Here is a 26,304-nt window from a genome sequence, read left to right on the forward strand (position 1 = left end):
TTCAGTCGTCCGCGTCGGCCAGCACGCTGTGCAGGAATGCACGCGCCTGCGCCCATTCGCGCTTGGCGGTGCTTTCCCCGCAGCCCAGCAGTTCGGCCACTTCGGTGAACTCAAGGCCGATGAAGTAGCGCATCTCGACGATCTCGCGGCGGCGCGGGCTGATCCGGTCGAGCAGGTCGAGGCCGTCGTGCAGGGCCAGCAGTTCGCCGTCGTCGGCTTCGGCGGCCAGGCACGCGCTGAGCGTGACCTGGACCTGGTCGCCGCCGCGCTTGCCGGCGCCACGCCGGCGCGCCTGGTCGACCACGATCCAGCGCATGGCCTTGGCCGCGGTGGCGAAGAAATGCTTGCGGCTGGTCAGCGACAGCGGCGCGCCCGCGGTCAGCCGCAGATAGGCCTCGTGCACCAGCACGGTGGGCGAACAGGTGTGGTCGCCGGCATGGGCACGCGCCATCGCGATGCGCCGCAGCTCCGGATACAGCGCCTCGAACACGGCCGACAGCGATCCGGCATCGCCGCCTTCGGCCTGCCGCAGCAGCCGCGTGATCTCCGGTTCCGCTTCCACGCCCATGCCGACCGTTCCGGATCGTCCCCGTTCGTATACTACTCCGCGCCGCACCGGCCGGCATGGCCGGCACGCCCGGCCCTCCTCCGTCCGCAGCCCCGGCAAGTATTCCGTGCACCTGATCGATATCGGCGCCAACCTCACCCATGACAGCTTCGACCACGACCGTGACGCCGTGCTGGCACGCGCTGCGGCCGCAGGCGTGGCGCAGATGGTGGTCACCGGCGCCAGCCGCGAACATTCGCCGCAGGCGTTGGCCCTGGCGCAGGCGCATCCGGGCGTGCTGTTTGCCACCGCCGGCGTGCATCCGCACCACGCAGTGGAGTACACCGACGAATGCGACGCGCAGATGCGCGCGCTGCATGTGCATCCGGAAGTGGTGGCGGTGGGCGAATGCGGCCTGGACTACTTCCGCGATTTCAGCCCGCGGCCGGCCCAGCGCCGGGCCTTCGAGCGGCAGTTGCAGATTGCCGCCGACCTGGCTGCCGCCGGCACGCCCAAACCACTGTTCCTGCACCAGCGCGACGCGCATGCGGACTTCATGGCGGTGATGCGCAACTTCGACGGCCGCCACGGGCCGGCGGTGGTGCATTGCTTCACCGGCACGCGCGCGGAAATGTTCGACTGCCTGGACCGCGACTGGCACATCGGCATCACCGGCTGGCTGTGCGACGAGCGCCGCGGCGCGCACCTGCGTGAGATCGTGAAGAACATTCCCGCGAACCGGCTGATGGTCGAGACCGACGCGCCCTACCTGCTGCCGCGCACGCTGCGGCCGATGCCCAAGGACCGGCGCAACGAGCCGGCGTTCCTGCCGCATATCGTCGAGGAGCTGGCGCGCGACCGCGGCGAGGATCCAGCCACCACCGCGGCCAACGCCACCGCGGCCACGCGCGCATTCTTCGGCCTGCCTGCACCGCGCTGAGCAACGCCCGCGGCATCGGAAGGCGGCGGCCACGCCGCGGACGCGGACGTGGCCGGATGCGGCGCGGCCTGCCGGCTTACTGCGCCGCCGGCGCCGGGCCTTCGGCCACCAGCACCGCACCGCTGCCGTTGCCCACCTGCAGCACGATCCAGATCGCGCTGTCGGCGCGGCGGATGACGAAGGTATCCACGTCGCGGCCGTACCAGTAGGCGTCACGCACGTGGGTGAACTCGCGGCGGAACTGGTCCAGCTCCTTCTGGCTGGCTTCGTAGGTGGCCTTGTCCACGCTGCGGTCGGCAAGCTGCACGGCACCCAGGGCCTGCAGCTGGTCGCGCACCAGCTTGGATACTTCGTAGCGCGACCAGGTCTTGCCGTCGGCGGTGCGGATGCTGTCCTCGAAGACCTTGCCTTCCACCCACAGCAGCTCGCTGCCGGTCCACACCGGGACCCGCGCCAGGTCACGCGTGCGCCGGTCGAGGTTGGTCCCCGCCGAGTAGCGGTAGCCCTCCGGCAGCACCGCATAGGGCCACGCGGGCAGGTCCACCGCGCTGGTCGCGATGGCGCCGATGTCGAAGCCCGCGGCGGGCGCGGCAGCGCCGTCGGTGTCCGCGGCGCCGGGCGCTGCTGCAGGGTCTGCGGATGCGGCATCGGTCGTCGCCGCTGCCGTTTCGACCGGTGCCGATTCCGGTGCGGATTCCAGCGTGGCCGCGGGAGCCTGCGAAGCGGCGTCCGGCAAGGCCGGGTCGGGATCGGCAACCGTGGCGGCCTGCGGTTCCGGCGCGGGCGCGTCGGACTGCTTGCCGCACGCGGCCAGCACGGTGACCGACAGGCCGAGCATCAAGGCGAGTTTCTTGGCTTGCATCCTGCATCCTCCAGTGTTTCAGGAACGGGCGAGTTTAACGGAGCGCCCGGGGTGGGCGCGCTGCGGACGTGCTGCGGCCAGGCCACGCACGCCGGAATCCGGACGCTCGCCTCGCGCGGCGGCGCAGGCTGCACGTGTGGCCCGGCTGCGCGGTGGTGGAGATGTTCACTGGCGACGATAGCGCTGGATGATCGGGTCAGTGACGCCAGGAATCTGCATGCGCGTCTCCAGCTCGCTGCCGCGGCAGCGGTACTGCTGGGTCGTCGGGCGCGTGTCACCCCGCGGGGTCTTGAGCGACACCCGGCCACCCTTGCCGGACAGCTCGGTAGTGGCGTCGGTATCGGAACTGGACGGGGTCAGGGTGAGGCTGCCGTCGGCGCTGCGCCAGCCACCCTGCGCCGCGAAGCGGCCATCACTGCGGGCGCGGATGCCATCGCGTTCACCGGCGGCCTGCACCTGGGCATGCAGGCGGTAGCGCCCATCGGCCCCAAGGTGCAGGGATGCGGCCTGGCGGCTGACCGCCATCTTCATGCCCGGCGCCTGGCGCTGGACCCACTCGGCCGCGCCATTGCCTTCCGGCTCCCAGGTGCCGACCAGGCACGGGTCCATGGCCGATGCCGGTGCCGGGAATAGCGCGGCCAGCGCGGCGACGGTGATGAGGGCGCGGATGTGCTGCATGGCTTGCTCCTGGACTGGCTACGGCATCGGGTGACGCCGCTCTCCCCGTTACATCCGCAGCAACGGTGCGCCGACTGCCAGCATCGCGTGCGGGGCGCGACAGCCTGTCAGGGTGCAGTCAGGGGCCGGCCAGCGCCGGTGCAGCCGTTGCCTCCAGGCTGGCGGCGATCTGTTGCCGGACGTCGGCTGACGTCGTCGGCCGCGCCATGCCGGCCAGCGCCTCGTCACGCAACGCAGCACAGGCCGGCTGGGCAGGCACCGCGCAGGCCAGGCGCACCAGCGGTATCAATGCCAGGACCCGGTGCCCGTGGCCCGCGGGCACGACCGCCTCCAGTTGCGAGCGGGCGTGCATGGCTTCCACCCAGGCCTGGGCCGGCGAGCGTTCCGCACTGCGCACCAGTGCTTCCAGCTCCTGCAGGCGGATCAACCACGCAGCCGGGTTGTCCTGCGCCTGGTAGAGCTGGCGGGCGCGGGCGAACAGCGGCAACGCCTCCGCCTCCCGGTCCAGCGCCACCAGGATCCGGGCCAGGTTGCTGTAGCGCGCCGCCAGCAGGGGCGAGTCGTCGCCCATGGCCTCGCGCAGGCCTTCCAGCGCGGCGCGGCTGAGTGGCTCGGCCTGTGCCGCGCGCCCCATCAGGCGCAGCACGTCGGCCCGGTTGCCGTTGCAGATGTGCACGCCGGCGTGGTCGGGGCCACCCAGGGCCGCAGACGCGGCCGCGCATTCGGCCAGGCGTGCGACGGCACCTTCGAAGTCGCCGGCCTTGAACAGGAACACGCCGAAGTTGCCCAGGTAGGTGGCGACTTCCGGATGGTTGCCGCCGCGCGCATCCACCAGCCCGGCCAGCTGCGCCTCGTACAGTTCGCGGGCACGGGCGAATTCGCCGAGCACGGTCAACGCATCGGCCAGCGCACCGCGGCTGGCATCCAGTTCCGGCGTGTCGCGGTCGTAGATGCTTTCCTGCGCGGCCAGCACCGGTTCCAGCAACTGCGCCGCGCGTGCAGCGTCGCCCAGCCGCAGCACTGCGCGGGCATGGCGGGTACGCACGTTCAGGGTGTGGGCGTGGTCCACGCCGTAGTGCGCGCCACGCAAGGCGACCAGCTGCGCGTACAGGGGCTCGCTCTGGCGCACCTGGCCGAGGCGGTCCTGGAACGAGGCCGCAGTGAACAGCACCTGGTTGCACAGTTCGAACGGCTGCTGGTTGCGTGCCCGGCACCAGCCCAGGGTGTACTCGATGCTGGCGCTGGCGTGGTCGACGCGGTCCAGGGTGCCATCGATGGCTTGCTGCAACAGCAATGCACGGACATGGCCTTCCGAGTCCGGCGCGTGGCGCTGGTAGATGTCCAGCGCACGGCCGGCCAGCAGCTGCGCGTCCGTGCCAGCCTGGTGGAACCACAGCGCGCGGCCGCGTGCCACCAGGGTGTCGGCGTACTCCGGGCTGTCTTCGCCATGCAGCGCACCGCGCAGGGTGCCGGCCTCGGCCGCCAGGCTTGCCGACTGGTCATGGACGCCGGCCGCCTGGGCGATGTCGGAAAGGGTCAGCAATACGGTGGCAAGCACGCCGGGGCGGCTGGCAAGGTCGCTGCGCGCGTGCGCGGCGGCAGACTGGATCAGGCGTCCACGATCCATCGCTCGCGCCTCGGCGGTGGATGGAGCCAGCTCGCGCAGCAGGGATTCCAGGTAGCGCAGTTGCAGGCGCGCTTCCTGCGCTGCCTGGTTGGCGCGCTGTGCCTGCCACAGTACGCCTAGCCCACCGGCCAGCAGCGATGCAGCCAGCACCGTGGCGGCGGCCAGCGGCAGCCGGTTGCGCTGCACGAAGCGGCGTAACCGGTAGCCGGCGCTCGGCGCCCGTGCCTGCACCGGACGCCGGCTGCGATGACGGCGCAGGTCGGCGACGAACGCCTCGACACCCGGATAGCGGTCGGCCGGATCGCGCGCCAGCGCACGTTGCAGGATCGCGTCCAGGTCCCCGCGCAGGCGGGTGGCGAAGCCGCGTTCCGGGGTTCCAGCCGGCGCCCGTGCCGCACGCACCGAAGGCGCCTCCAGGTCATGGCCGCCGGCGCCGGCGTGGCTGTGCGGGGCGCTGCCGGCCAGCAGCCGATAGGTGAGCGCGGCCAGGCCATACACATCGGCGGCGGTGCCGGAGTCGCGACCGTCGATCTGTTCCGGGGCGGCATATTCGGGCGTCAGCGCATGCAGCCCGGTGCGGGTGGGCGCGGCCGCCGACAGTTCGCGGCCGATGCCGAAGTCCAGCAGGCGCACCAGGCCATCCTCGTCCACCATCACGTTGGATGGCTTGATGTCGCGATGCACGACCAGGTTGCGGTGCGCGTGGGCCAGGGCATCGGCCACCTGTTCGATCAGGTCCAGGCGTGCGTGCAGGCCCAGCGCGCGCGCGTTGCACCAGTGGTCGATGCGCTGCCCGTCCACCAGCGCCATCGCCAGCCACGGGGTGCCGTCCTCGGCCACGCCGGCCTCGTACAGGGGCGCGATATAGGGATGGCGCAGGCCCGCCAGCACCGACTGTTCGCGCAGGAAGCGCTCGCGACCGCCGCGTGCCATCGCACCCAGGCTGAGGATCTTGACCGCCGCCTGCTGGCCCAGCGGAGGCACGGTGGAGGTGGCACGCCAGACCACGGCCATGCCGCCTTCGCCGATCCAGTCCTGCAACTGCCAGCGCCCGAGCTGGCGGCCTTGCAGCGCGCCATGGTCGTATTCGCTGGCCGCCAGCTGCGGGGCCAGCGGATGGTCCAGCGGGCCGCTGCGGGCGCTGCCCGCCAGCAACCGGCGCACCCGCGCACTGACCTCCGGGTCACTGCACAGCGCCTGCAGCCGTGGCTCGTGCTGGTCCTGCGGCAGGTCCAGCAGCTCATCGAGGATGGCATCGGCGGCCTGCCAGATCTCGCGTTCGCGGGGATCCATTCCGTTCACTCCAGCTGCGCGTGGAGAAATGCACGTGCGCGCTGCCACTGGCGGTAGACGGTGCGCTCGGAAATCTCCAGCAGGGTCGCCACTTCGGCAAACTCCAGCCCGCCGAAGTAGTGCAGCTCGACGATATCGCGTTGCTGCGGGGCGACCCCCGCCAGTGCCTCCAGGCCTTCATGCAGGTCCAGCATCTGTGCGGCGGGCACCTGCGCCAGGGATTCGGTCAGGGTCACCTCGACCAGGTCGCCACCACGCTTGCACGCGGCCTTGCGCCGCGCATGGTCGACCACGATCCAGCGCATCGCCTTGGCGGCGGTGGTGAAGAAGTGGCGGCGGTCGCTGCCGCTGAGCGGCTCGCCGTTGGTCGCGCGCAGGTACAGCTCGTGGACCAGCACGGTCGGGGTGAGGGTGCGCTCGCCGGCGCGCAGGCGCGCGGCGGCGATCTGCCGAAGCTGCGGGTAAAGGCGCTGGAATACCTCAGACAGGCACGCAGGTTCACCCGCGCGCACCCGTGCCAGCAGTTGCGTGATCTCGTTCTCCATGAGCGACCACACCTTGCCCGGACACAGGCCGGGGCCACAGGGTAGCCGGATTCCCGCGCCTGCGCAGGCGCTGGCCGGGAGCGGGCGAAGTGCCGACATCGCTTGCATGACTGGCCACCACGACGGGGACTGCGCACAGGTATCCGCAGATCACGGCAGCCGGCTGCCGCCGTGCGGGTGGCAGTTGCAGGCCGCGGTTTGCGGATGCCTGGATGACCACTCCGCGGAAATCCTGCCATGCACATGTCGTTGCGCGTCCTCCTGCCCGTCGCTGTCCTGCTTGGCCTGGCCGCCATCCCGGCCAGCGCCTCCCGGCTGCACACTCCGCCGCTCAAGATCCAGCCGCTGCTTTCACCGGTGCCGCTGGAGGCGCTGCAGCTGCACCAGGCCCGGATCGACGGCCTGCGCGACAACGGCCCGGCCGCCCTGGACCGGCCGTTGTCCGGTGGCTGGGCCCTGGCCGGCTTCAACCTGCGCTTCGGCAACGGCGACCACAAGCTGCGCCGGATCGGGGTGCTGGGGGAGGAGCGCTTCGTGCGCTTTGCCCTGGCCGACAGCAATGGCGACGACCCGTTCAATGCCAGCGCCCGCCTAACCTCGTTGCCGGGCATCAAGGTGCAACAGGTCAGCGCCGATGGCGGCGGCAAGTTCGAGATTCCATTGCCCGGGCGCGCGCAAGCCAACTCGACCCTGGTGCTGTCCGGGTTCGAGTTCCGCCGCAGCGACGGCACCGACGCCAACCTGCGCAACATCGGCGTGTGGCTGGACCCGGAACGCAATGTCGCCCGGGTATCCCTGATCGACGACCAGGGCCTGGACTTCCGGGGCCTGGAAGCCAGCCTCGGCGCGATGGCGGCCAGCACACTGGTGCCGCTGCCGGGCCTGCTGGAAGTTGGCACCGTGAGCGCCGGCACCCGGGCAACCAGCCGCGGCATCGCCCGGATGTCCGGCAAGTACCGCGGCTACCGGGTAACCGTGCAGTACGCCTGGATCCCCAATGCGATGGTGTCGGCCAAGGGCGCACTGGCCGGAACCCGCGCGCGCCGCGGCAGCGCGCCGGCGGACCGGGTGGACGCGTTGCAGGGCTTCGAATTCACCTTCAACAACAGCGACCACCACCTGCTGGGCCTGGGCCTGAACACCGGCGGCAACGCTGAGGTGTTCTTCCAGGACAACAACACCGACGACCCGATCCAGTGGAGCACCACCTACGTGACCCTGCGCGGAACCCGCTGAGCACCGCGCCTGCGGATGTGCAGGCTGCACATCCGCAGGCGCGCCCGGGGACGGTTGTTCCTGGCATTGCCATCGGCGGGCGCCGGGACGGCGCCGGCCCGGTTCAGGCGGTGGCGCGCGCTGCCGCGTAGGCCTGCAGGTGCGCCCAGGCCGCGTCCAGCCGCGGCACGTCCAGCCCGGCGCGGTGCGCGCGGTGAACCATGTCGCCCACGATCTGCAACGCCTCCACCGGTTGCCCGGCGCGCAGGTCGCGCAGCATCGACGCGGTGACCGGCGAGCCGGCGCGGGTGAGTCCTTCGCGTGCGCGCGCCGCCTCGGCGTCGGGCACCGGATGGCCCTCGGCGGCGGCGACCGCAAGGCACTCCTGGTGCAGGGCGGCCATGAACTGCGCACCGCCTTCGGTGGCGACGATCGCGCCGATGCTGGCACGCATCAGGCAGGTGCCGGCCGCCAGCGCGGCCAGGAAGCTGAATTTGATCCACTGCGCGGCGGTGATGTCCGGCGCATGCAGGTGATCGACCCCGGCCTGCGCATACGCAGCCGCCAGCCGTGCCAGCACGCCGCCGTCGACATTGCCGTCGCGCAGGCCGAAGGTGATCGACGCCGGCCGCCCCAGGTGCAGGATCTCGCCATCCGCGCCGAGCGCGGCACCGATGAAGCACAGCCCGCCCAGCACCCGTTCGCGGCCGAAGCGTGCGTCGAGCGCGTCGTAATGCAGCAGGCCGTTGAGGATCGGCAGCACCGTGGTGTCGGCGCCCACCGCCGGAGTGATCGCCGTGACCGCGCTGTCCAGGTCGTAGGCCTTGCAGGTCAGCATCACCAGCTCGAACGGCCGCGCCGCAGCCAGCGCCGGCAGTGCATCGGCGGTGACCGTGGCCACCTGCAGCTGGGCATCGCCCAGCGGGCTGCTGATGCGCAGGCCGTGGCTGGCCAGCAGCGCTGCCCGTGCCGGGCGTACCAGGAAGGTGACATCGGCACCGGCCTGGACCAGGCGCCCGCCGAAGTAGCCGCCGGTGCCGCCGGCGCCCAGCACCAGGATGCGCGGCGCCGCGTTCAACTGCGCAGGCCGACGCCGCGACGCAGCAGCCACAGCGACAGCGTGGACAGCACCGCGACGAAGCACAGCATCAGCGCATAGGCCACCCACAGCGGCACGTCGGTGGTGCCCAGCAGGCCGTAGCGGAACGCGTTGACCATGTAGAAGATCGGGTTGGCGTGGGTGGCCGCCTCGGCCCAGCCCGGCAGCAGCTTCACCGAATAGAACACGCCGCCCAGGTAGGTCAGCGGGGTCAGGATGAAGGTCGGCACGATCGCCACGTCGTCGAACTTCCTGGCGAACACCGCGTTGATGAAGCCGGCCAGCGAGAAGATCACCGCACCCAGCAATACCGTGCTCAGGGTCACCAGCGGATGCGGGATGCGCACCGTGGTGAAGCACATGGCGATGCCCAGCACGATCACCCCGACCATCACCCCGCGCAGCACCGCGCCGGCCACGTAGCCCCACAGGATCACCCAGTTGGGCATCGGGCTGACCAGCAACTCCTCCACGTGGCGTCCGAACTTGGCACCGAAGAACGAGGACGAGATGTTGCCGTAGCTGTTCTGGATCACGCTCATCATCACCAGCCCGGGGACGATGAACTCCATGTAGCTGTAACCGCCCATGTCGCCGATCCGCGAACCGATCAGGCCGCCGAAGATCAGGAAGTACAGGGTCATGGTGATGGCCGGCGGCACCAGCGTCTGCGACCAGATGCGCAGGATCCGGAACACCTCGCGGCGCATGATGGTGACCAGCGCGATCCAGTGGCGCGCCGCGGTGGTGGAGTCGGCCGGGGCTGCGGCGGAAGACTGCACGTCGTGCTTCATGCGGCTTCCCCCGGTTGCCCGGTCAGGCGCACGAACAGTTCTTCCAGGCGGTTGCTCTTGGTGCGCATCGAGCGCACCCGGATGCCGGCGGCATCCAGCACGTCGAACACGCCGTTGAGGTTCATCGCCCGTGGCATGTCCAGTTCCAGGGTGTGGTCGTCGCGCGCGGCCAGGGTGGCGTTGGCGATGGCCGGCAAGGTGGCCGGCAGGGTGCCGTCGATGTCGAACAGGAAACCTTCCACGTCCAGCTTGGCCAGCAGCGCGCGCATCGGCCCCTGCTCGACGATGGTGCCGTGGTCGATGATGGCCAGGTTGCGGCACAGCGACTCGGCTTCCTCCAGATAGTGCGTGGTGAGGATGATGGTGGTGCCGGCGGCGTTGATCTCGCGCAGCACCCGCCACATGTCGCGGCGGATCTCGATGTCCACGCCGGCGGTGGGCTCGTCCAGGATCAGCAGGCGCGGCGCGGTCATCATCGCCCGCGCGATCATCAGCCTGCGCTTCATCCCGCCGGACAGGGTGCGGCTCATCATCCGCGCCTTGTCCCACAGGTGCGCGCGGCGCAGCTCGGCCTCGGCGCGTTGCTCGGCCTGCGCGCGGGGGATGCCGTAGAAGCCGGCGTAGTTGACCAGGATGTCGAGCGGCTGCTCGAACATGTTGAAGTTGATCTCCTGCGGCACCAGGCCGATCTGGCGCATGGCGTCACCGCGCCGCGCGGCCAGGTCGATGCCGAACACCTCCACGCCGCCGCCGCTGAGGTTGACCAGCGAGCTGACGATGCCGATCAGGGTCGACTTGCCGGCGCCGTTGGGGCCGAGCAGGGCGAAGAAATCGCCCGGCGCGACGTCCAGCGAAACGCCCTTGAGCGCCTGCACGCCGTTGCCGTAGGTCTTGTGGAGGTCGCGGATCCGCAGCGCGGGAGCGCGGGGGACCGCATCGGGATGGGTGGTCATCGGGATCGTCTTGGTGCCTGGCCGCGTGCCTCGCGGCAAGCAACCAGTATAGGCGGCCCACTGGCCCACGCCCGGGCTTCACCGTTCCGGATCCGTGCCGCTTCCCGGCCCGGCACGCGGGCGCCTGCGACGTCGGGGACATCCGCCGCAGGCGGGTGGCGTTCTCAGCCGGCTCCGCCCTTGAGCCAGGCCTGCCGCTGCGGGCTCTCGTAGAACATGGCGGCGACATCGTCATGCCATGCTTCGGGCAGCCCGGCGAAGTTCTCCAGCACCGTGTCGCCGAAGTCCTCCCACTCGTTGTCCTCGCAGCCGACCACCACCTTGCAGTCGTCGCTGACCTGGATGCCTGCGCGCCGGAGTTCGTCGGCCAGCCACTGCAGTCCGAGCAGCTGCTCGTGGATCAGGGCGCACGCCGGCAGCTCGAAGCGGTCACTCCACTCGAAGTTCTCGATCTGCTCGTATTTCTCGACCTTTTCCTCGTCCTCGTCCCGGGAATCGTCGTCCCCGCCCTCTTCGGACTCCGTCTCGATCCGCTCGCCATGCACGCGCAGGAACCGGAGCATGACCTTGTCCTCCTCCGGCCATTCGCAGTTGGCGGGGATGCTGGTCTCGACGCCGAAGTCGTCCGGCCACTCCTGCCCATTGATCGCCAGGTACATCAGCTCGTTGTACCCCTGGTGGCCGGTCCAGTGCAGCTTGCGGACGGGTTGCGGGATTTCATCGCGCCTGGCCAGCAGCTCCTCCAGCATCTGCCGGGTCATCGCGGCCACGTAGGTGTCGAAGCGGTAGCCGTGTGCGCCGCCACCGAACAGTGGCGTGTTTGCGTCGTTGCCTGTACTCATCGTGTCTCCAGTCCTCCCTGCATCGATGGGGGTGCCCGGCGCGGCGTCCATGCCCGGCCGCGTGCCCTGCAGCGAGGGGCTAGTATAGGTACCCCACCGGTCCGCTCTTCCGCCTTGGCCATCGTTCCGTTTCCGCTTCGCCTCGTTGACCGCCGCATGCTGGCGCCCTCGGTCGGTCACTACGTGCTTGAACGTGACGATGGCCAGCCGCTGGATTTCGTTCCCGGCCAGTTCATCCAGATCCACTTCGACTATGCCGATGGCACCCCGGCGCGGCGCAGCTATTCGCTGGCCACGCTGCACGACCGCGCGCTGGGTCCGGGCGAAGCGGTGGAGATCGCCGTCGGACACGTGCCCGGCGGCGCGGCAACCGCGCTGTTCGAGGGCATGGGCATCGGCGACCGGGTCGAGGCCAGCGGCCCCTACGGCCGCTTCTGCCTGATGCCCGGCGACCGCAACCGCCGCTATCTGCTGATCGGCACCGGCACCGGGGTGGCGCCGTACCGCGCAATGCTGCCGGTACTGGCCCAGCAGATGGACGAGCGCGGGATCGAGGTGGTGCTGCTGGCCGGCGCGCGTTCGCCCGGCGAGCTGCTGTACGGCGAGGAGTTCCGCGCCTTCGCCAACGCGCACCCGCGCTTCCGCTACATCCCCAGCCTGTCGCGCGAGCTGCCGGCAGCCGGCGCGCCGCATGCACATCCCGACGTGCGCCGTGGCTACGTGCAGCAGCAACTGGCCGAGCTCGCACCGGACCCGGTCACCGACATCGCCTACCTGTGCGGCAACCCGGTAATGGTGGATGCCACCGTCGAGGCGCTGAAGGGCCATCGCCTCGGCCTGGCCCAGATCCGTCGCGAGAAGTACGTCACCCAGCCCATTGCCGGGCATTGAGCCGGGCCGGCGCAGGCCGGCACCAGGGTCGCCCGCGGAAGACCACCAGCCTGGCCAGGGTGTAAAGGGAGCTTGACACGCCCGGACCGGGTGCTGCACAGTGGGTGTCAAGCTTGCTTGACAGACCCGTGCCGATGACCACATCTCGCCGCACCCCGCTTCCTGCGTTGCCGGGCCGGGCCCATCCCGGTCCGCAAGCCGCCTCCGGCGCGACCGCCCCTTTGGCCGGGCAACCGGTCACGGCCGGAGTGGCGGCATGAGCAGGCGCCGCATCTATCTGCTGCTGACCACCGCCATGGCGCTGTGCCTGGCGGCGGCCATCGGCCTGCCCGAGCTGTTCCCGGGCCTGCTGTCCCGCACCCAGGAGGTGGTCCTGGTCATCGGCGGCCTGGCCCTGGGCGTGGTCGCGCTGTTGTGCTGGGAGCCGCCCGCCGGCGAATCCTCGCCGCCGGCCATCCGCCGCCGCTATGTGCGTGAACTGGCCGCGACCATGACCGCCTATGCGGTGCTGCTGGTACTTTCGTTCACCCTGCTCAAGCAGGTCGAGGGTACGGCGCTGCGCGCGGTGCTGGCGCTGTTGCCGGTGGCGCCCATCGCCCTGGCGGTGGCCGCCATGGTCCGCTATTTCCGCGGCGTGGACGAACTGCAGCAACGGATCGAACTGGAGGCGGTGAGCCTGGGCAGCGCGCTGCTGGCCCTGCTGTACCTGTCCGGTGGCCTGCTGCAGGCTGCCGACGTCATCGAGCTGCCCGCGGACGCGGTGATGATCTGGGTGTTTCCGCTGATGTGCCTGAGCTATGGGCTGGCCAAGTTCCGCATCGCCCTGCGATACCGGTGACACGCGGCCATGAACAATCGCCTGCGCCAATTGCGCGATGGTCGCGGCTGGTCACAGGGCGAGCTGGCCGAGCAGCTCGACGTGTCCCGGCAGACGGTGAACGCGCTGGAGACCGGCAAGTACGATCCCAGCCTGCCGCTGGCGTTCCGCATCGCCCGCCTGTTCGAGCTGCGGATCGAGGACATCTTCATCCCGGACGGCCCCTGACCGCCGGCACCGCACCAACCGCCATGACCCTTGCGAAGGACCATCTCCCGATGAATCCCGGCACGCTCCGCCTTTCCCTGGCCGCCCTGCTGGCCGCCCTGCTCCCGGCCTGCGGGGGTGGCGACGCCCCGCCCGCCGCCACGTCATCCACCGCCTCGGCACTGCGCCATTACGGCAGCCTGGCGTTCGAACCCTGCACCCTGACCGGCGTGGCCGGCAACGTGGCCGCGCAGTGCTCGCACCTGGAGGTGCCGGAGGACCGCAACGCGCCGGACGGCCGCCAGTTGCGGCTGAGCCTGGCCTGGCTGCCGGCCGAGGACGACATGGCCGCCGAGGCGCCGGTGTTCTTCCTGGCCGGCGGCCCCGGCCAGTCGGCCCTGGAGGTCTGGCCGCAGGTGGACCCGGCGTTCGCCCAGGTACGCCGGCAACGCCACGTGGTACTGGTGGACCAGCGCGGCACCGGCGGCTCCAACCCGCTGGACTGCAGCCTGCCCGACGACGCCGTGCAGCACGACGAGGCGGCGATCGCGGCGCTGGTGCGCGGCTGCGTGACGGCACTGGCCGATCGCGCCGACACGCGCTTCTACACCACCACCGACGCGGTGGCCGACCTGGACGCGGTGCGCCAGGCGATCGGTGCCGAACGGCTGGACCTGGTCGGCGTGTCCTACGGCACCCGGGTCGCCCAGCAGTACGCGCGGCGCCATCCGGCGCACGTGCGCAGCCTGGTGCTGGATGGAGTTGCACCGAACGACCTGGTGGTCGGGGGCGAGTTCGCGCACACCTTCGAGGACGCGCTGAAGCTGCAGTCGGCCCGGTGCCGGGACCTGCCAACCTGCGCCGAGCGCTTCCCGCAGGATGCGCGTGCGCAACTGGCCACACTGGTCGCACGCCTGGAGGCGGCCCCGGTGCAGGTGGAGTACCGCGACCCGGCCAGTGCTCAGGTGCTCCAGGGCACGGTCGATGCGGACACCGTCATCGGCCTGGCATTCCTGTTCTCTTACATGCCGGAGACCGCCGCGCTGCTGCCGCTGGTGCTGGACGAGGCCGCCGCGGGCCGCTACGCGCCGCTGATGTCGCTGTACGAGCTGATGAAGCGCGGGACCGTGGGCGGCATCACCCGCGGCATGCAGTGGTCGGTGATCTGCGCCGAGGACGCGGACCGCCACCGCGAGCGCGATAGCGACCGCGACACCCTGCTCGGCCCGGAGGTGGCACGGATGTTCTTCGCCGCCTGTGCGCACTGGCCGCACGGCGAGCGCCCCGCCGACTTCACCGCGCCGCTGGAGTCGGACGTGCCGGCGCTGCTGCTGTCCGGCGAGCTGGACCCGGTGACCCCGCCGCGCTACGCCGAACAGGTGCTGCAGGGCCTGCCCAATGGCCGCCACCTGGTGCTGCGCGGCCAGGGCCACGGCGCGCTGGCCCGCGGCTGCATGCCGCGCCTGCTTGGCCAGTTCCTGGAATCCACCGACGCGGCCGCGCTCGATGCCGGCTGCCTGGACAGCTTCAGCTACGTGCCGCCCTTTACCTCGTTCAACGGATGGGAACCCTGATGCGCCCTCACCCGATCATGCAAGGAGCCGGACGATGATCCGCGCACACGACCTGCACAAGCGCTTCAAGACCCGCACCGGCATCGTCGATGCGGTGGCCGGGGTCGGCTTCGAGGCGGCCGATGGCCAGATCACCGGCCTGCTCGGCCCCAATGGCGCCGGCAAGACCACCACCCTGCGCATGCTCTACACCCTGATGCAGCCCGACGCCGGGCACATCGAGGTCGACGGCATCGATCCGGCCCGCGACCCGGTGGCGGTGCGCCGCGCGCTGGGCGTGCTGCCCGACGCGCGCGGTGTGTACAAGCGCCTGACCGCGCGCGAGAACATCGCCTACTTCGCGCGCCTGCACGGGCTGTCGGCGGCACGCACGGCCGAGCGCATCGCCGCGCTGTCCTCGGCGCTGGACATGGACGGGATCCTGGATCGCCAGACCGAAGGCTTTTCCCAGGGCCAGCGCACCAAGACCGCGATCGCGCGCGCACTGGTGCACGACCCGCGCAACGTGATCCTGGACGAGCCGACCAACGGCCTGGACGTGATGACCACCCGCGCCATGCGCCAGTTCCTGCTCGGGCTGCGCGCCGAAGGCCGTTGCGTGATCTTCTCCAGCCACATCATGCAGGAGGTGGCTGCGCTGTGTGACCGCATCGTCATCATCGCCAAGGGGCGGGTGGTGGCGGCCGGCACGGCCGATGAACTGCGGGTCCAGACCGGGCGCGATTCCCTGGAGGACGCCTTCGTCCACGCAATCGGCTCGGAGGAGGGCCTGCACGCATGAATCCCCTGGCGACGATGTGGATCGTGATGGGCAAGGAGCTGCGCGACATCGGCCGCGACCGGCGCACCCTGGCCCTGGTCATGCTGCTGGGCCCGCTGCTGTTCCCGGCGATCATCCTGGGCATGGGCGTGCTGATGGAAAAACGCACCCGGATCCAGACCGAACAGGTCCTGGAAGTCCCCACCGTGGGCCTGGAGCGCGCACCCAACCTGGTCTCCTACCTGGCCACCCGCGGCATCCACGCCGTGCCCGCGCCCGCCGACCTGGACGTGGCCCTGCGCGAGCAGCGGGTGGACGTGGGCCTGCACATCAGCGAGGACTTCGCCGCCGACTGGCATGCCGGGCGCCCGGCCCTGGTGGAAGTGGTGCTGGACACCAGCCAGCGCGATGCGGAAATCCCGCGCCAGCGCCTGGCCAACGCACTGGCGGCCTACAGCGGCCAGGTCTCCGCGCTGCGGCTGCTGGCCCGCGGCATCGATCCGGCGGTGGCCCAGCCGGTGGGCACCGGCGTGCGCGACGTGGCCACGCCCGAGGCCAAGCGCGGGCTGGTGCTGTCGATCATGCTGCCCTACTTCCTGATCCTCACCGCGTTCCTGGGCGGCGCCCCGGTGGTGCTGGACGCCACCGCCGGCGAGCGCGAGCGGCAATCGCTGGAGCCGCTGCTGGCCACCCCGGCCGCGCGTGGCGCAATCGTCAGCGGCAAGATCGCCGCGGCCTGCGTGCTGGGCCTGGTGTCGATGCTGCTGGCGCTGCTGGCGCTCAAGCTCAGTGCGCAGCTGTCCACCGGCATCGCCAGGCACCTGGACGTGTCGCTGCTGGCGACCGGCAAGATGCTGTTCGTGCTGCTGCCGATGCTGTTGCTGGGCACCACCCTGCTGACCTTCCTGGCCGCGGCGGCCAAGAGCCTGAAGGAAGCGCAGAGCCACATGTCCTGGCTGATGCTGATGCCGATGGTCCCGACCATCATCCTGATGGTCAACCCGGTGAAGACCCAGCTGTGGCAGTACGCGGTGCCGTTCCTGGCCCAGAACCAGCTGCTGCTGCGGGTGATCCGCAGCGAGGCCGTGGGCGTGCAGGCGTGGGCCCTGTACCTGGGCTGCAGCCTGGGCCTGGCCGCAGCCCTGTGGCTGGCGGCGGTGCTGCGCTACCGGCAGGAACGGCTGGCCATCTCGACCTGACCGGGATCGACCCGGCAGTCGCCTGTAGGAGCCGGTCTTGCCGGCGACCAGCCTGCATGTCCCGGGTCGCGGTCGCCGGCAAGGCCGGCTCCTACGGGAGGCGTCCAGCCGCCAGCCAGGCTTGGTGCGATTTGGCGTGTGGTGTGCTGGCGGGAGGCCCCCGCTCCTGGGAGAAGAACCAGAAAAAAAGCCCGGCATCGCCGGGCTTTTTCCTTGCTGCGGCCCCGGCTCACTCGCTCGGGGTGAAAGCCAGGGTACGTCGGGTGGTGATCGCGGTGTCGCCCGGCTCGAACCGCCAGCGGCGCACCGCAGTGAGCGCCTCGCGGTCGAAGGTGCGCGGCGGACTGGAACGCAGCACCCGCACGTCGCTTACGCTGCCGTCCCGCTCCACCGTGAACTCCACCAGCACTTCGCCGGCCACGCCAGCGCGCAACGCTTCGGCCGGATAGCGCGGCTGCGGCATGCTGACCGCACGCAGGGTGCGCTGCGGCGGCGGCGGTGCGGCAGGACGCGGAGCCTGCTGCTCGGCCGGGGCCTGGGCGGCACGGCGGGCGGCTTCCTGGCGTTCGGCCTCCTCGCGTTCGGCCTCCAGCCGCGCGGCTTCCTGCTGCTCGGCCAGGCGCCGCGCAGCCTCGGCTTCGGCCGCCTGCTGCTCGACCTGCCGCTGCTGCTCGGCCTGGGTGCGCGTCTCGGCCTCGGTGCGCGCACGCGCGGCCTCGGCTTCACTGCGCTGGGCCACCGCCTGCTGCGAGGTGCCGATGCTCTGCTTGATCCGTGGCAACGCCGGTGCGGTGGGATCGGCCTTCTCGATCAGCGCGACCAGGCGCTGGGCCTCGGCGAACTGCTCGCGGCCCACGGCCTGCTCGGTGGCGATGACCGTGTACGGCATCAGGTCGGTCAGTGCGCTGTTGACCGACGGGTCGTCAGGCAGCTTGTCGCGCAGGGCCAGGTAGAACTCCATGGCGTTGTCGCCGGCCGGAGCGTACATGCGGTTCTCGCGCAGCGCCGCGGTGGCGGCCTCGCGCAACTGGTCGGCACTCATTGCCTGCACGTTGGCGGCCACGGCCGGCGCGGCGGGCGCGTCCTGTGCGGCGGCCGGCGTGCCCTGTGCCGGTGCGGGGGTGGCTGCGGCCGGTGTGGCCTCCTCCTTCTTGGAGCAGGCGCCCAGCATCAGCGCCAGCAGCAGGCACGCGGCCAACCGCGACTTCGACGAATCCGTCATCCAGAGCATTGTGTTTCCCCCGTGACAAAACCTGTGGTGCCGCGACCTGTCCTTAGCTCGCGCCATTGGACCCGGATTGTCAACCGGCAGGCGCGAGCCGACAACCCATCCGTTCCCCGGCGCCACGCCGGGCCGCCGCGCTATTTGCCGATGCAGAAGCTGGAGAAGATGTGGCCAAGCATCTGGTCGGCACTGACCCTGCCGATGATGTCGCCAAGGGCATCATGGGCCAGGCGCAACTCCTCGGCGGCCAGCTCCAGGCGGGCGTTGCCCAGCTCGGCCGCAGCCGCATCGGCATGCCCCAGGGTCTGGCGCAGGCCCTCGACCTGGCGGGCCCGGGCGCTGAATTCACCCTCCGCCGCGTCTGGCGCGCCGGATGCAGCCATGCGCCGCAGCGCGACATGCAGGGCCTCCAGCCCGGCACCGGTCAACGCCGAGACATGCAAGGTGTCGTCCACCGGTGGTGGCGGTTCGGCCAGCAGGTCGGCCTTGTTGTGGATCCACAGCCGCAATGGGACCGCGGCCGCTGCGTCGGCAAGGGCGGCGCGACCGGCCCGGGGATCGCGTGCATCGACCACCAGCAGGGCCAGGTCGGCACGCTCCAGTTCGGCGCGCGCGCGACGCATGCCCTCGCGCTCGATCGCATCGCCGCCCTCGCGCAGGCCGGCGGTATCGGCCAGGACCAGCTCCAGGCCGTCGATGCGCACGGTCTCGCGCAGCACGTCGCGGGTGGTCCCGGCCACGTCGGCCACGATCGCGCGGGCGTCGCCGGCCAGTGCGTTGAGCAGCGAACTCTTGCCGGCATTGGGCGGGCCCAGCAGCACTGCATGCAGGCCGTCGCGCAGGCGCCGGCCGCGCTCGGCCTGTTGCAGCAGGGTCAGCAGGCGTGCGCGAAGTCCGCCCAGTTCGGCAGCCACCTGCGGCAGGCCCAGGGTGTCGATGGGCTCGTCGACGAAGTCGATCGCCGCTTCCACGTGGACGCGCAGGCGCAGGAGGACCTCGGCGATGGCGGCGATGCGTTGCGAGAACACGCCCTCCAGTGAACGCCGGGCGGCGCGCGCGGCGCGCAGGTCCGCCGCCGCGATCAGGTCGGCGATGGCCTCGGCCTGGACCAGGTCGAGCTTGCCGTTGAGGAAGGCGCGCTGGCTGAACTCGCCCGGGCGTGCAGGCCGCGCACCCAGTTCGCAGCAGCGCTCCACCAGCCGGCGCAGCGCGACCGGGCTGCCATGCGCCTGCAGTTCTGCCACGTCCTCGCCGGTGAAACTGTGCGGCGCGGGGAAGGCCAGGACGATGCCGTCATCGATCGGCTCGCCATCGGCGGCGGCGAAGCCGGCGCGCAACGCGCGGCGTGGTTGCAGGTCGCGGCCGCTGATGGCGCGTGCGATATCCAGTGCCCGCGGCCCCGACAGGCGCACGATGCCCACGCCGCCGGCACCGGGTGCGGTGGCGATGGCGGCGATGGTATCGGTGTGGGCCATGGGCAACGGAGTTGGGCGCTGGGGCGGTGACCAAGCGTAGCCGTTCACGTGCAGGCTGCGGCACTGCTTCGGCGCCGGGTGCCGACCCGGCGGTCGGAATCCTGCTCATGCCCGGCGATGGTTCTTGCGGCGCCGGATGCACGAAGCCCGCCATGTGGCGGGCTTCGTGTCCGGTCCAGCGCGATGCGGCCTACTTGGCCGGCGTGGCCTTCGGTGCCGGTTCGCCGTGGCGCTTCATCATCCACCACTGCTGCAGCAGGCCCAGGGCGCCGTTGGTCACCCAGTACAGCACCAGGCCGGCGGGGAAGAAGGCCATCATCACGCCGAATGCGACCGGCATGAACTGCATCATCTTCTGCTGCATCGGGTCCATGCCCGGCGCCGGCTGCAGCTTCTGGGTGAACCACATCACCACCACGTTGATCACCGGCAGGATGAAGTACGGGTCGCGCGCGGTCAGGTCCTGGATCCAGCCCACCCACGGCGCATGCCGCAACTCCACCGACTCCACCAGCACCCAGTACAGGGCCAGGAACACCGGCATCTGCACCAGGATCGGCAGGCAGCCACCCATCGGGTTGATCTTTTCCTTCTTGTACAGCTCCATCATGGCGACCTGGAACTTCTGCTTGTCGTCGCCGTAACGCTCCTTGAGCTGCTGGATGCGCGGCTGGAACTTGCGCATCTTGGCAAAGCTCTTGTACTGGGCCGCCGACAGCGGATACATCAGCGCCTTGATGATCAGCACCAGGCCGATGATCGCCCAGCCCCAGTTGCCGACCAGGCCGTAGACCATGTTGAGCACCCAGAACAGGCCCTCGCCCAGGATCGCCAGGATCGAGAACTGGCTGTAGTCCACCGCCCGTTCCAGGCCGGGGACGTCCTGCGCGCGGATCTGCGAAACCAGCTTCGGGCCCACGTACAGGCGCGCGCTGCTGACGGCGGTGGCGCCCGGGGCCACCTGCACCGGCGCGCCCATCTCGCGCACCAGGGCGCCGGTGGCGTGCTGGTCCAGCGAGATGGTCGACGGCTTGCCGCCCTCCGGGATCCAGGCGGTGAAGAAATGGTGCTGCAGCATCGCCACCCAGCCGCTGCTGACCTGCTGGTTGACCTTGCCGTCCTCCAGGTAGTCCTCGTCGAACTTGCGCCGCTGGTAGCTGCCGTCATACCAGGCCGCGCCGTTGAAGCTGAACGATTCGGGCCGGGTATAGCCACGCTCGATCTGCGGCGGGGTGCGGATCAGCTGGCGGTAGACCTGGCCCTGCCATGGGCTGCTGCCCTGGTTGACGATCTCGTCGCGCACTTCCACCGCATAGGCGCCTCGACGCACGGTATAGGTGCGCAGGATGCGCACGCCGTCGGCGCCCTGCCACACGAATGGCACCGCCACCGCATCCTGGCCCTCGGCCAGGGCGTACTGGCGTTCGCTCCCGACCGGGGTGAACCCGTTCACGTGCCTGGGCGCGGCCGCCGTGCTGCTGACCCAGCCGCTCTGTGCTGCGTAGAAGTCGTCCGCGGCGGTACTGAACAGGCGCACCGGCTCGCTGCCGGACTGGCGGCTCTGGGGGAACTGCAACAGGTCGGCCTGGAGCACGCTGCCACCATCCAGGACCAGGCGCAGTACGTCGCTGGTCACTGTCACCGTGGCGGCATCGGCCGCAGCGGGCGCCGATTCGACAGCGGCGGCAGCGGCAGTGGCGACGGGGACCGGCACGGCGGCATCGGCAGGCACGGGCGCGGCAGCGGCCGGAACGGCGTCGGGCACCGCGCCGGCGCCGAGTTGCGCGGCGGCCGCCGTGGCGGGCGCGGGAGCGGGCGGCGGGGCGGCCTTCTCCTTGTTCCACTCCATCCACAGCAGCATCGCCACCATCAGCCAGGCGAAGATCAGGAATACGCGGGTCTGGTTCATTCGGGCACGCAAGCTCGGCCGGTGGAGGCATCCGGCATGGGATCGGAAGGGGAAGTCGGCACAGGGGCCGCGGGCATTGTGCCGTCGGCGCCCGGTGCGGGCAATGCGCCGGCCTTGCGCAGCAGGCGCATCAGCGCATCGACAATCTGTGCGTGGCTGGCGCGGGCGGCGGCGGGACGAGCCACCACCACGTAGTCGCCACCAGCCATTTGCGGGCGCAGCCGGCGCACGGTTTCGCGCAGGATCCGCTTGATCCGGTTGCGGCCGACGGCGCGCTGGTCAACCTTGCGCGAGACCGCCTGGCCCAGGCGGGCGGCGCCTGGGCCGGGCAGCCAGTGCAGGCCGAGCAGCGGATCGCCGGAGCGGCGGCCACCCTCGAACACGCGGGTGTAATCGACACGCGAACGGACCCGGGCGCTGCGAGGGAATCGCGCGCGCGGGTCCGTGGTCATTGCTGCAGGCATCGCGGCGGCCATGTGCCCGCGCCAGGGCGCGGGGACGGGCCTGCGCGCGATCAGGCGCTGAGGCGCTTGCGGCCCTTGGCGCGGCGACGCGCCAGGATCTTGCGGCCGCCGACGGTCTTCATCCGTGCACGGAAGCCGTGGTCGCGCTTGCGCTTGAGGTTGCTGGGCTGGTACGTGCGCTTGGTGGCCATGGCGACACTCTGAAAGGTTCGGGATCGAAAGAACCGGCAATTCTACGGAGCCGGCAAAGCCCAGGTCAACCACCGCCCGCCCGGGGAACCGCCGTGCGGGCGCCGGGGTTGTGGATGGCCTGTGGATGAATCTTGGGAAACACCAGGTCCGGTGGTAGGCTGGCCCGTCAGATCCTGCCCTTTCCGCGGTCCTTCCGGCGACGTTTCGGCCGTGCTGGGATTCGCACGACGAGTGTGCCTTTCCGATGGATGCCTGGCCCCGCTGCCTGGAACGTCTCGAAGCCGAATTGCCGGCCGAGGACGTCCACACCTGGCTCAAACCCCTGCAAGCCGAGGAGCGCGCCGATGGCGTGGTCCTGTACGCCCCCAATGCCTTCATCGTCGAGCAGGTGCGCGACCGTTTCCTGCCGCGGATCCGCGAGCTGGCCCAGCATTTTTCCGGCCACCTGAACGTGGCCCTGGAAATCGGCTCGCGGCCGCGCCTGGCCGAACCGGCGGCAGCGGCCCCGGCCACCGCGCCGCGGAGCTCGCGGCCGCTGCCGGCCGAGCCGTTCAACGGCAACCTCGACAGCCATTACGTGTTCGAGAACTTCGTGGAGGGCCGCAGCAACCAGCTCGGCCGCGCCGCCGCCTGGCAGGCCGCGCAGAAGCCCGGCGACCGGGCCCACAACCCGCTGCTGCTGTACGGGGGCACCGGCCTGGGCAAGACCCACCTGATGTTCGCGGCCGGCAACGAGATGCGCCGGCTCAACCCCGGTGCGCGGGTGCTGTACCTGCGCTCGGAGCAGTTCTACAACACCTTCTTCCGCGCCCTGCAGGAGAAGACCGCCGACCAGTTCAAGCGCCAGTTCCAGCAGATCGACGCGCTGCTGATCGACGATATCCAGTTCTTCGCGGGCAAGGACCGCACCCAGGAAGAGTTCTTCCACACCTTCAACGCGCTGTTCGACAGCCGCCAGCAGATCATCATGACCTGCGACCGCTACCCGCGCGAGGTCGATGGCCTGGAACCGCGGCTGAAGTCGCGCCTGGCCTGGGGCCTGTCGGTGGCGATCGATCCGCCGGACTTCGAGACCCGCGCAGCGATCGTGCTGGCCAAGGCGTGCGAGCGCGGTGCGCAGATTCCCGACGAAGTGGCGTTCCTGCTGGCCAAGAAGATGCGCAGCAACGTGCGCGACCTGGAAGGGGCGCTCAACACCCTGGCCGCACGCGCCAACTTCACCGGCCGGGCCATTACCGTCGAATTCGCCCAGGAGACGCTGCGCGACCTGCTGCGCGCCCAGCAGCAGGCCATCGGCATCCCCAACATCCAGAAAACCGTGGCCGACTACTACGGGCTGCAGGTCAAGGACCTGCTGTCCAAACGCCGCACCCGCTCGCTGGCCCGGCCGCGGCAGGTGGCCATGGCCCTGACCAAGGAACTGACCGAACACAGCCTGCCGGAGATCGGTGATGCGTTCGCAGGACGCGACCACACCACCGTGCTGCATGGCTGCCGCCAGATCCGCAACCTGATGGAAACCGATGGCAAGTTGCGCGAGGACTGGGACAAACTGATCCGCAAGCTCAGTGAGTGACCCCGGGTCGATGATGGCCCGGGGCAGCGTTTCCCGTGGAATGGGCTGCACGGGAAAGGTGCGGTAGATTCTCTGGGTACAAGGCGGGGACGGGCTGGGGATAAGCCGGGGACAGAAATGTTCACCAGAAACTATCCACAGCTTGTCCCGGGTCTCCCGGAGATCTTCCAGCAGGTTTTGCCTTCCCAGAAAACCTATTGTTTTCAATGGCTTTGGTGAGTTAACCACAGGCCAGGAAGCCCTCCACAACCACCTCTTTTTGATTTATTCCACATCTTCTCTAAAGCGTAGAGGCACGGAATCCATGCGTTTCACTCTCCAGCGCGAAGCCCTGCTCAAGCCTCTGGCCCAGGTCGTCAATGTCATCGAACGACGCCAGACGCTTCCCGTCCTGGCCAACTTCCTGGTCCAGGTCCAGGACGGCCAGCTCTCCCTGACCGGCACCGACCTGGAGGTGGAGATGATCGCCCGTGCCCCGGTCGAGGACGGCCAGGACGGCGAAACGACCATTCCGGCGCGGAAGCTGTTCGAGATCGTGCGCGCCCTGCCCGATGGCAGCCGGGTCACGGTGTCCCAGTCGGGCGACAAGGTCTCGGTGCAGGCCGGGCGCAGCCGCTTCACCCTGGCGACGCTGCCGGCCACCGATTTCCCCTCGGTGGACGAGGTCGAAGCCACCGAGCGTATCGGCGTACCGGAAGCAGCACTGAAGGAGCTGATCGAGCGCACCGCGTTCGCCATGGCCCAGCAGGACGTGCGCTACTACCTCAACGGCCTGCTGTTCGACCTGCGCGAGCAGACCCTGCGCTGCGTGGCTACCGATGGCCACCGGCTGGCGTTGTGCGAAACAGGGCTGGAGCAGGCGGTGGCGGCCAAGCGCCAGATCATCGTACCGCGCAAGGGCGTGACCGAGCTGCAGCGGCTGCTGGAAGGCGGTGACCGTGCGCTGGAACTGGAGATCGGGCGCAGCCATATCCGGGTCAAGCGCGACGATGTCAGTTTCACGTCCAAGCTGATCGACGGCCGTTTTCCCGACTACGAGGCGGTGATCCCGATTGGCGCGGACAAGGAGGTCCGGGTGGACCGCGAGGTGATCCGCACGGCACTGCAACGCGCGGCGATCCTGTCCAACGAGAAGTACCGCGGAGTGCGGGTGGAAATCTCCCCCGGGCAGTTGAAGATCAACGCCCACAATCCCGAGCAGGAAGAGGCGCAGGAGGAGATCGAGGCCGACACCAAGGTGGATGGGATTGCCATTGGCTTCAACGTCAATTACCTGCTCGATGCGCTTGGCGCCCTGCGCGACGAGTTTGTGGTCCTCGCGCTGCGTGACGCCAACTCGTCGGCGCTGGTGCGCGAGGCGGGCAGCGACAAGTGCCGGCACGTGGTGATGCCGCTGCGCCTGTAACGGGACCCGGCAACTGTCATGTTCCACGTGGAACTCCAACGACGCCCGGTTCTGACCGGGCGTTTTCCTTCCCGGAACTGCCCTCCATGCAGGTGAGCCGGCTGGTCCTGCGCGACCTGCGCCGGTTCGAGCATGCCGAGCTGACGCCCGCACCCGGCCTGAACCTGCTTACCGGCGGCAACGGCGCCGGCAAGTCCAGCGTTCTGGAAGCATTGCACCTGATGGCATACGGGCGCAGTTTCCGTGGCCGGGTCCGGGACGGGCTGGTGCGCGAGGGTGCCGAGGCGCTGGAAGTGTTTGTCGAGTGGGCGGAGCAGGGACCGTCTGGCCGGCGCACGCGCCAGGCGGGGTTGCGCCATGGCGGGCAGGCCTGGACCGGGCGCCTGGATGGTGAGGATGTCGCCCATCTTGGCCAGCTGTGCGCCGCGCTGGCAGTGGTCACCTTCGAGCCCGGCAGCCATGCGTTGATCGCCGGGGGCGCGGAGAACCGCCGGCGGTATCTGGACTGGGGCCTGTTCCACGTGGAACAGGGCTTCCTCCCGCTGTGGCGGCGCTATTCGCGGGCACTACGGCAGCGCAACGCCCTGCTCAAGGCGGGTGGCGGAAGCTCGCAGCTCGATGCCTGGGATCGGGAGTTGGCCGACAGCGGCGAAGCCCTGACCACCCATCGAGAGCGCTACCTTGCCGAACTGGCACCGCGGGCGGTCCAGACCGCAGCGGCGCTGAGCGACACGGTGGAAGTGGGCGGAATCGATTTCCAGCCTGGCTGGAAGCGTCAGGAGCTGGCCCTGGCCGATGCGCTGCTGCTGGGCCGGGAGCGCGACAGGATCAGTGGCCATACCGGGGTTGGGCCGCATCGGGCCGACTGGAGCATCCAACTGCCCGGCCTGCCGGGGCGGGAAGCGTTGTCGCGCGGGCAGACCAAGCTGGTGGCGCTGGCCATGCTGCTGGCCCAGGCGGGTGATTTCGCCAGCCGCCGCGGGCAGTGGCCCGTGATCGCGCTGGACGACCTGCCCTCGGAGCTGGACCGCACCCACCAGCAGCGGGTGTTTGCCCACCTTCGGGACCAGCCGGGATTGCAACTGTTCGTCACCGCCACCGAGGCACCGCAGGTGCTGCTGGACGCCGGCCAGGCCTATCGGCTGTTCCACGTGGAACACGGACGCCTGTCGGCCTGATCCTGCCAGGGCCGGCGGCCCGGTCGGGGCTGGTATA

The 26,304-nt window shown here is 70.2% G+C and carries 25 protein-coding genes; 11 read left to right on the forward strand and 14 right to left on the reverse strand.

Translation table 11 applies throughout. The annotated features are described in order from the left end of the window. Nucleotide 1: 1 nt before the first annotated feature. Entirely contained in the window at nt 2-568 is a 567-nt protein-coding gene (locus ACEJ41_RS13060) for an ECF-type sigma factor (protein WP_374012685.1), read from the reverse strand. 106 nt (nt 569-674) lie between these two features. Between ACEJ41_RS13060 and ACEJ41_RS13065 the strand changes: the two genes are divergently transcribed. Continuing rightward, entirely contained in the window at nt 675-1,487 is an 813-nt protein-coding gene (locus ACEJ41_RS13065; protein ID WP_374012686.1) for a TatD family hydrolase, read from the forward strand. A gap of 76 nt (nt 1,488-1,563) precedes the next feature. On the opposite strand, the gene ACEJ41_RS13070 is transcribed toward ACEJ41_RS13065, so the two are convergent. The 4 genes from ACEJ41_RS13070 to ACEJ41_RS13085 all read right to left on the reverse strand — a co-directional run bounded on the left by ACEJ41_RS13070 (nt 1,564) and on the right by ACEJ41_RS13085 (nt 6,492). Further along, complete coding sequence (locus ACEJ41_RS13070; protein WP_374012687.1) at nt 1,564-2,349, reverse strand: hypothetical protein; 786 nt, start codon at nt 2,347-2,349, stop codon at nt 1,564-1,566. 165 nt (nt 2,350-2,514) lie between these two features. Continuing rightward, nucleotides 2,515-3,027, reverse strand: a complete 513-nt coding sequence (locus tag ACEJ41_RS13075) for a hypothetical protein (RefSeq protein WP_374012688.1) — start codon at nt 3,025-3,027, stop codon at nt 2,515-2,517. A 118-nt stretch (nt 3,028-3,145) separates the two neighbouring features. Beyond that, a complete protein-coding gene (locus ACEJ41_RS13080; protein WP_374012689.1) occupies nt 3,146-5,947 on the reverse strand; it encodes a tetratricopeptide repeat protein in 2,802 nt (933 codons plus the stop codon). A 5-nt stretch (nt 5,948-5,952) separates the two neighbouring features. Next, entirely contained in the window at nt 5,953-6,492 is a 540-nt protein-coding gene (locus tag ACEJ41_RS13085; protein WP_374012690.1) for an ECF-type sigma factor, read from the reverse strand. A gap of 237 nt (nt 6,493-6,729) precedes the next feature. Between ACEJ41_RS13085 and ACEJ41_RS13090 the strand changes: the two genes are divergently transcribed. Further along, nucleotides 6,730-7,728, forward strand: coding sequence for a hypothetical protein (locus ACEJ41_RS13090; RefSeq protein WP_374012691.1), 999 nt, complete (start codon nt 6,730-6,732; stop codon nt 7,726-7,728). Nucleotides 7,729-7,831: 103 nt separating this feature from the next. On the opposite strand, the gene panE is transcribed toward ACEJ41_RS13090, so the two are convergent. The 4 genes from panE to ACEJ41_RS13110 all read right to left on the reverse strand — a co-directional run bounded on the left by panE (nt 7,832) and on the right by ACEJ41_RS13110 (nt 11,395). Further along, nucleotides 7,832-8,785, reverse strand: coding sequence for a 2-dehydropantoate 2-reductase (gene panE / locus ACEJ41_RS13095; RefSeq protein WP_374012693.1), 954 nt, complete (start codon nt 8,783-8,785; stop codon nt 7,832-7,834). Further along, nucleotides 8,782-9,600: an ABC transporter permease gene (locus ACEJ41_RS13100; RefSeq protein WP_374012694.1), complete on the reverse strand. Its 819-nt coding sequence runs from the start codon at nt 9,598-9,600 to the stop codon at nt 8,782-8,784. The genes panE and ACEJ41_RS13100 overlap by 4 nt, the downstream gene beginning before the upstream one ends. After that, complete coding sequence (locus ACEJ41_RS13105; protein ID WP_374012695.1) at nt 9,597-10,553, reverse strand: ABC transporter ATP-binding protein; 957 nt, start codon at nt 10,551-10,553, stop codon at nt 9,597-9,599. The genes ACEJ41_RS13100 and ACEJ41_RS13105 overlap by 4 nt, the downstream gene beginning before the upstream one ends. 164 nt (nt 10,554-10,717) lie before the next feature. Next, nucleotides 10,718-11,395, reverse strand: a complete 678-nt coding sequence (locus ACEJ41_RS13110) for a hypothetical protein (protein ID WP_374012696.1) — start codon at nt 11,393-11,395, stop codon at nt 10,718-10,720. Between the two features lie 66 nt (nt 11,396-11,461). Between ACEJ41_RS13110 and ACEJ41_RS13115 the strand changes: the two genes are divergently transcribed. The 6 genes from ACEJ41_RS13115 (at nt 11,462) to ACEJ41_RS13140 (ending at nt 16,843) form a co-directional block, all read left to right on the forward strand. Then, nucleotides 11,462-12,286, forward strand: coding sequence for an FAD-binding oxidoreductase (locus ACEJ41_RS13115; RefSeq protein ID WP_374014156.1), 825 nt, complete (start codon nt 11,462-11,464; stop codon nt 12,284-12,286). 256 nt (nt 12,287-12,542) lie between these two features. Beyond that, nucleotides 12,543-13,124: a hypothetical protein gene (locus ACEJ41_RS13120; RefSeq protein WP_374012697.1), complete on the forward strand. Its 582-nt coding sequence runs from the start codon at nt 12,543-12,545 to the stop codon at nt 13,122-13,124. A gap of 9 nt (nt 13,125-13,133) precedes the next feature. Further along, entirely contained in the window at nt 13,134-13,331 is a 198-nt protein-coding gene (locus ACEJ41_RS13125; RefSeq protein WP_374012698.1) for a helix-turn-helix transcriptional regulator, read from the forward strand. A gap of 23 nt (nt 13,332-13,354) precedes the next feature. Then, nucleotides 13,355-14,884, forward strand: a complete 1,530-nt coding sequence (locus tag ACEJ41_RS13130; RefSeq protein ID WP_374012699.1) for an alpha/beta hydrolase — start codon at nt 13,355-13,357, stop codon at nt 14,882-14,884. A gap of 34 nt (nt 14,885-14,918) precedes the next feature. Then, complete coding sequence (locus ACEJ41_RS13135) at nt 14,919-15,665, forward strand: ATP-binding cassette domain-containing protein (protein ID WP_374012700.1); 747 nt, start codon at nt 14,919-14,921, stop codon at nt 15,663-15,665. Continuing rightward, nucleotides 15,662-16,843, forward strand: a complete 1,182-nt coding sequence (locus tag ACEJ41_RS13140) for an ABC transporter permease (protein ID WP_374012701.1) — start codon at nt 15,662-15,664, stop codon at nt 16,841-16,843. The genes ACEJ41_RS13135 and ACEJ41_RS13140 overlap by 4 nt, the downstream gene beginning before the upstream one ends. A gap of 229 nt (nt 16,844-17,072) precedes the next feature. On the opposite strand, the gene ACEJ41_RS13145 is transcribed toward ACEJ41_RS13140, so the two are convergent. From ACEJ41_RS13145 to rpmH, 5 genes are all read right to left on the reverse strand, one after another. After that, on the reverse strand, nt 17,073-18,074 hold the full coding sequence (locus ACEJ41_RS13145; protein ID WP_374012702.1) for an energy transducer TonB: 1,002 nt from the start codon (nt 18,072-18,074) through the stop codon (nt 17,073-17,075). 131 nt (nt 18,075-18,205) lie between these two features. Continuing rightward, complete coding sequence (mnmE, locus tag ACEJ41_RS13150; RefSeq protein ID WP_374012703.1) at nt 18,206-19,543, reverse strand: tRNA uridine-5-carboxymethylaminomethyl(34) synthesis GTPase MnmE; 1,338 nt, start codon at nt 19,541-19,543, stop codon at nt 18,206-18,208. 190 nt (nt 19,544-19,733) lie between these two features. Beyond that, nucleotides 19,734-21,452 (reverse strand): membrane protein insertase YidC, encoded by a 1,719-nt coding sequence (gene yidC / locus ACEJ41_RS13155; RefSeq protein ID WP_374012704.1) that lies wholly within the window; start codon nt 21,450-21,452, stop codon nt 19,734-19,736. Next, nucleotides 21,449-21,904 (reverse strand): ribonuclease P protein component, encoded by a 456-nt coding sequence (rnpA, locus tag ACEJ41_RS13160; protein WP_374012705.1) that lies wholly within the window; start codon nt 21,902-21,904, stop codon nt 21,449-21,451. The genes yidC and rnpA overlap by 4 nt, the downstream gene beginning before the upstream one ends. A 62-nt stretch (nt 21,905-21,966) precedes the next feature. Further along, complete coding sequence (gene rpmH, locus ACEJ41_RS13165) at nt 21,967-22,107, reverse strand: 50S ribosomal protein L34 (RefSeq protein ID WP_374012706.1); 141 nt, start codon at nt 22,105-22,107, stop codon at nt 21,967-21,969. Nucleotides 22,108-22,352: 245 nt separating this feature from the next. On the opposite strand from rpmH, the gene dnaA reads away from it, so the two are divergent. The 3 genes from dnaA to recF all read left to right on the forward strand — a co-directional run bounded on the left by dnaA (nt 22,353) and on the right by recF (nt 26,267). Then, on the forward strand, nt 22,353-23,684 hold the full coding sequence (dnaA, locus tag ACEJ41_RS13170; protein WP_374012707.1) for a chromosomal replication initiator protein DnaA: 1,332 nt from the start codon (nt 22,353-22,355) through the stop codon (nt 23,682-23,684). A 304-nt stretch (nt 23,685-23,988) separates the two neighbouring features. Next, nucleotides 23,989-25,089, forward strand: coding sequence for a DNA polymerase III subunit beta (gene dnaN / locus ACEJ41_RS13175; RefSeq protein ID WP_374012708.1), 1,101 nt, complete (start codon nt 23,989-23,991; stop codon nt 25,087-25,089). Nucleotides 25,090-25,175: 86 nt separating this feature from the next. Then, complete coding sequence (recF, locus tag ACEJ41_RS13180) at nt 25,176-26,267, forward strand: DNA replication/repair protein RecF (RefSeq protein WP_374012709.1); 1,092 nt, start codon at nt 25,176-25,178, stop codon at nt 26,265-26,267. Nucleotides 26,268-26,304 lie beyond the last annotated feature (37 nt).

Source organism: Pseudoxanthomonas koreensis, from assembly GCF_041890415.1.
GTDB lineage: Bacteria > Pseudomonadota > Gammaproteobacteria > Xanthomonadales > Xanthomonadaceae > Pseudoxanthomonas > Pseudoxanthomonas koreensis_A.

Coding starts and splice junctions, on each gene's coding strand:
- ACEJ41_RS13090 (WP_374012691.1), top strand. CDS start 6,730: ATGCACATGTCGTTGCGCGTCCTCCTGCCCGTCGCTGTCCTGCTTGGC.
- ACEJ41_RS13100 (WP_374012694.1), bottom strand. CDS start 9,600: ATGAAGCACGACGTGCAGTCTTCCGCCGCAGCCCCGGCCGACTCCACC.
- ACEJ41_RS13145 (WP_374012702.1), bottom strand. CDS start 18,074: ATGCTCTGGATGACGGATTCGTCGAAGTCGCGGTTGGCCGCGTGCCTG.
- ACEJ41_RS13110 (WP_374012696.1), bottom strand. CDS start 11,395: ATGAGTACAGGCAACGACGCAAACACGCCACTGTTCGGTGGCGGCGCA.
- dnaA (WP_374012707.1), top strand. CDS start 22,353: ATGGATGCCTGGCCCCGCTGCCTGGAACGTCTCGAAGCCGAATTGCCG.
- ACEJ41_RS13105 (WP_374012695.1), bottom strand. CDS start 10,553: ATGACCACCCATCCCGATGCGGTCCCCCGCGCTCCCGCGCTGCGGATC.
- ACEJ41_RS13140 (WP_374012701.1), top strand. CDS start 15,662: ATGAATCCCCTGGCGACGATGTGGATCGTGATGGGCAAGGAGCTGCGC.
- recF (WP_374012709.1), top strand. CDS start 25,176: ATGCAGGTGAGCCGGCTGGTCCTGCGCGACCTGCGCCGGTTCGAGCAT.
- ACEJ41_RS13085 (WP_374012690.1), bottom strand. CDS start 6,492: ATGGAGAACGAGATCACGCAACTGCTGGCACGGGTGCGCGCGGGTGAA.
- ACEJ41_RS13120 (WP_374012697.1), top strand. CDS start 12,543: ATGAGCAGGCGCCGCATCTATCTGCTGCTGACCACCGCCATGGCGCTG.
- ACEJ41_RS13070 (WP_374012687.1), bottom strand. CDS start 2,349: ATGCAAGCCAAGAAACTCGCCTTGATGCTCGGCCTGTCGGTCACCGTG.
- rpmH (WP_374012706.1), bottom strand. CDS start 22,107: ATGGCCACCAAGCGCACGTACCAGCCCAGCAACCTCAAGCGCAAGCGC.
- yidC (WP_374012704.1), bottom strand. CDS start 21,452: ATGAACCAGACCCGCGTATTCCTGATCTTCGCCTGGCTGATGGTGGCG.
- ACEJ41_RS13130 (WP_374012699.1), top strand. CDS start 13,355: ATGACCCTTGCGAAGGACCATCTCCCGATGAATCCCGGCACGCTCCGC.
- ACEJ41_RS13135 (WP_374012700.1), top strand. CDS start 14,919: ATGATCCGCGCACACGACCTGCACAAGCGCTTCAAGACCCGCACCGGC.
- ACEJ41_RS13080 (WP_374012689.1), bottom strand. CDS start 5,947: ATGGATCCCCGCGAACGCGAGATCTGGCAGGCCGCCGATGCCATCCTC.
- mnmE (WP_374012703.1), bottom strand. CDS start 19,543: ATGGCCCACACCGATACCATCGCCGCCATCGCCACCGCACCCGGTGCC.
- ACEJ41_RS13075 (WP_374012688.1), bottom strand. CDS start 3,027: ATGCAGCACATCCGCGCCCTCATCACCGTCGCCGCGCTGGCCGCGCTA.
- ACEJ41_RS13060 (WP_374012685.1), bottom strand. CDS start 568: ATGGGCGTGGAAGCGGAACCGGAGATCACGCGGCTGCTGCGGCAGGCC.
- ACEJ41_RS13125 (WP_374012698.1), top strand. CDS start 13,134: ATGAACAATCGCCTGCGCCAATTGCGCGATGGTCGCGGCTGGTCACAG.
- rnpA (WP_374012705.1), bottom strand. CDS start 21,904: ATGACCACGGACCCGCGCGCGCGATTCCCTCGCAGCGCCCGGGTCCGT.
- dnaN (WP_374012708.1), top strand. CDS start 23,989: ATGCGTTTCACTCTCCAGCGCGAAGCCCTGCTCAAGCCTCTGGCCCAG.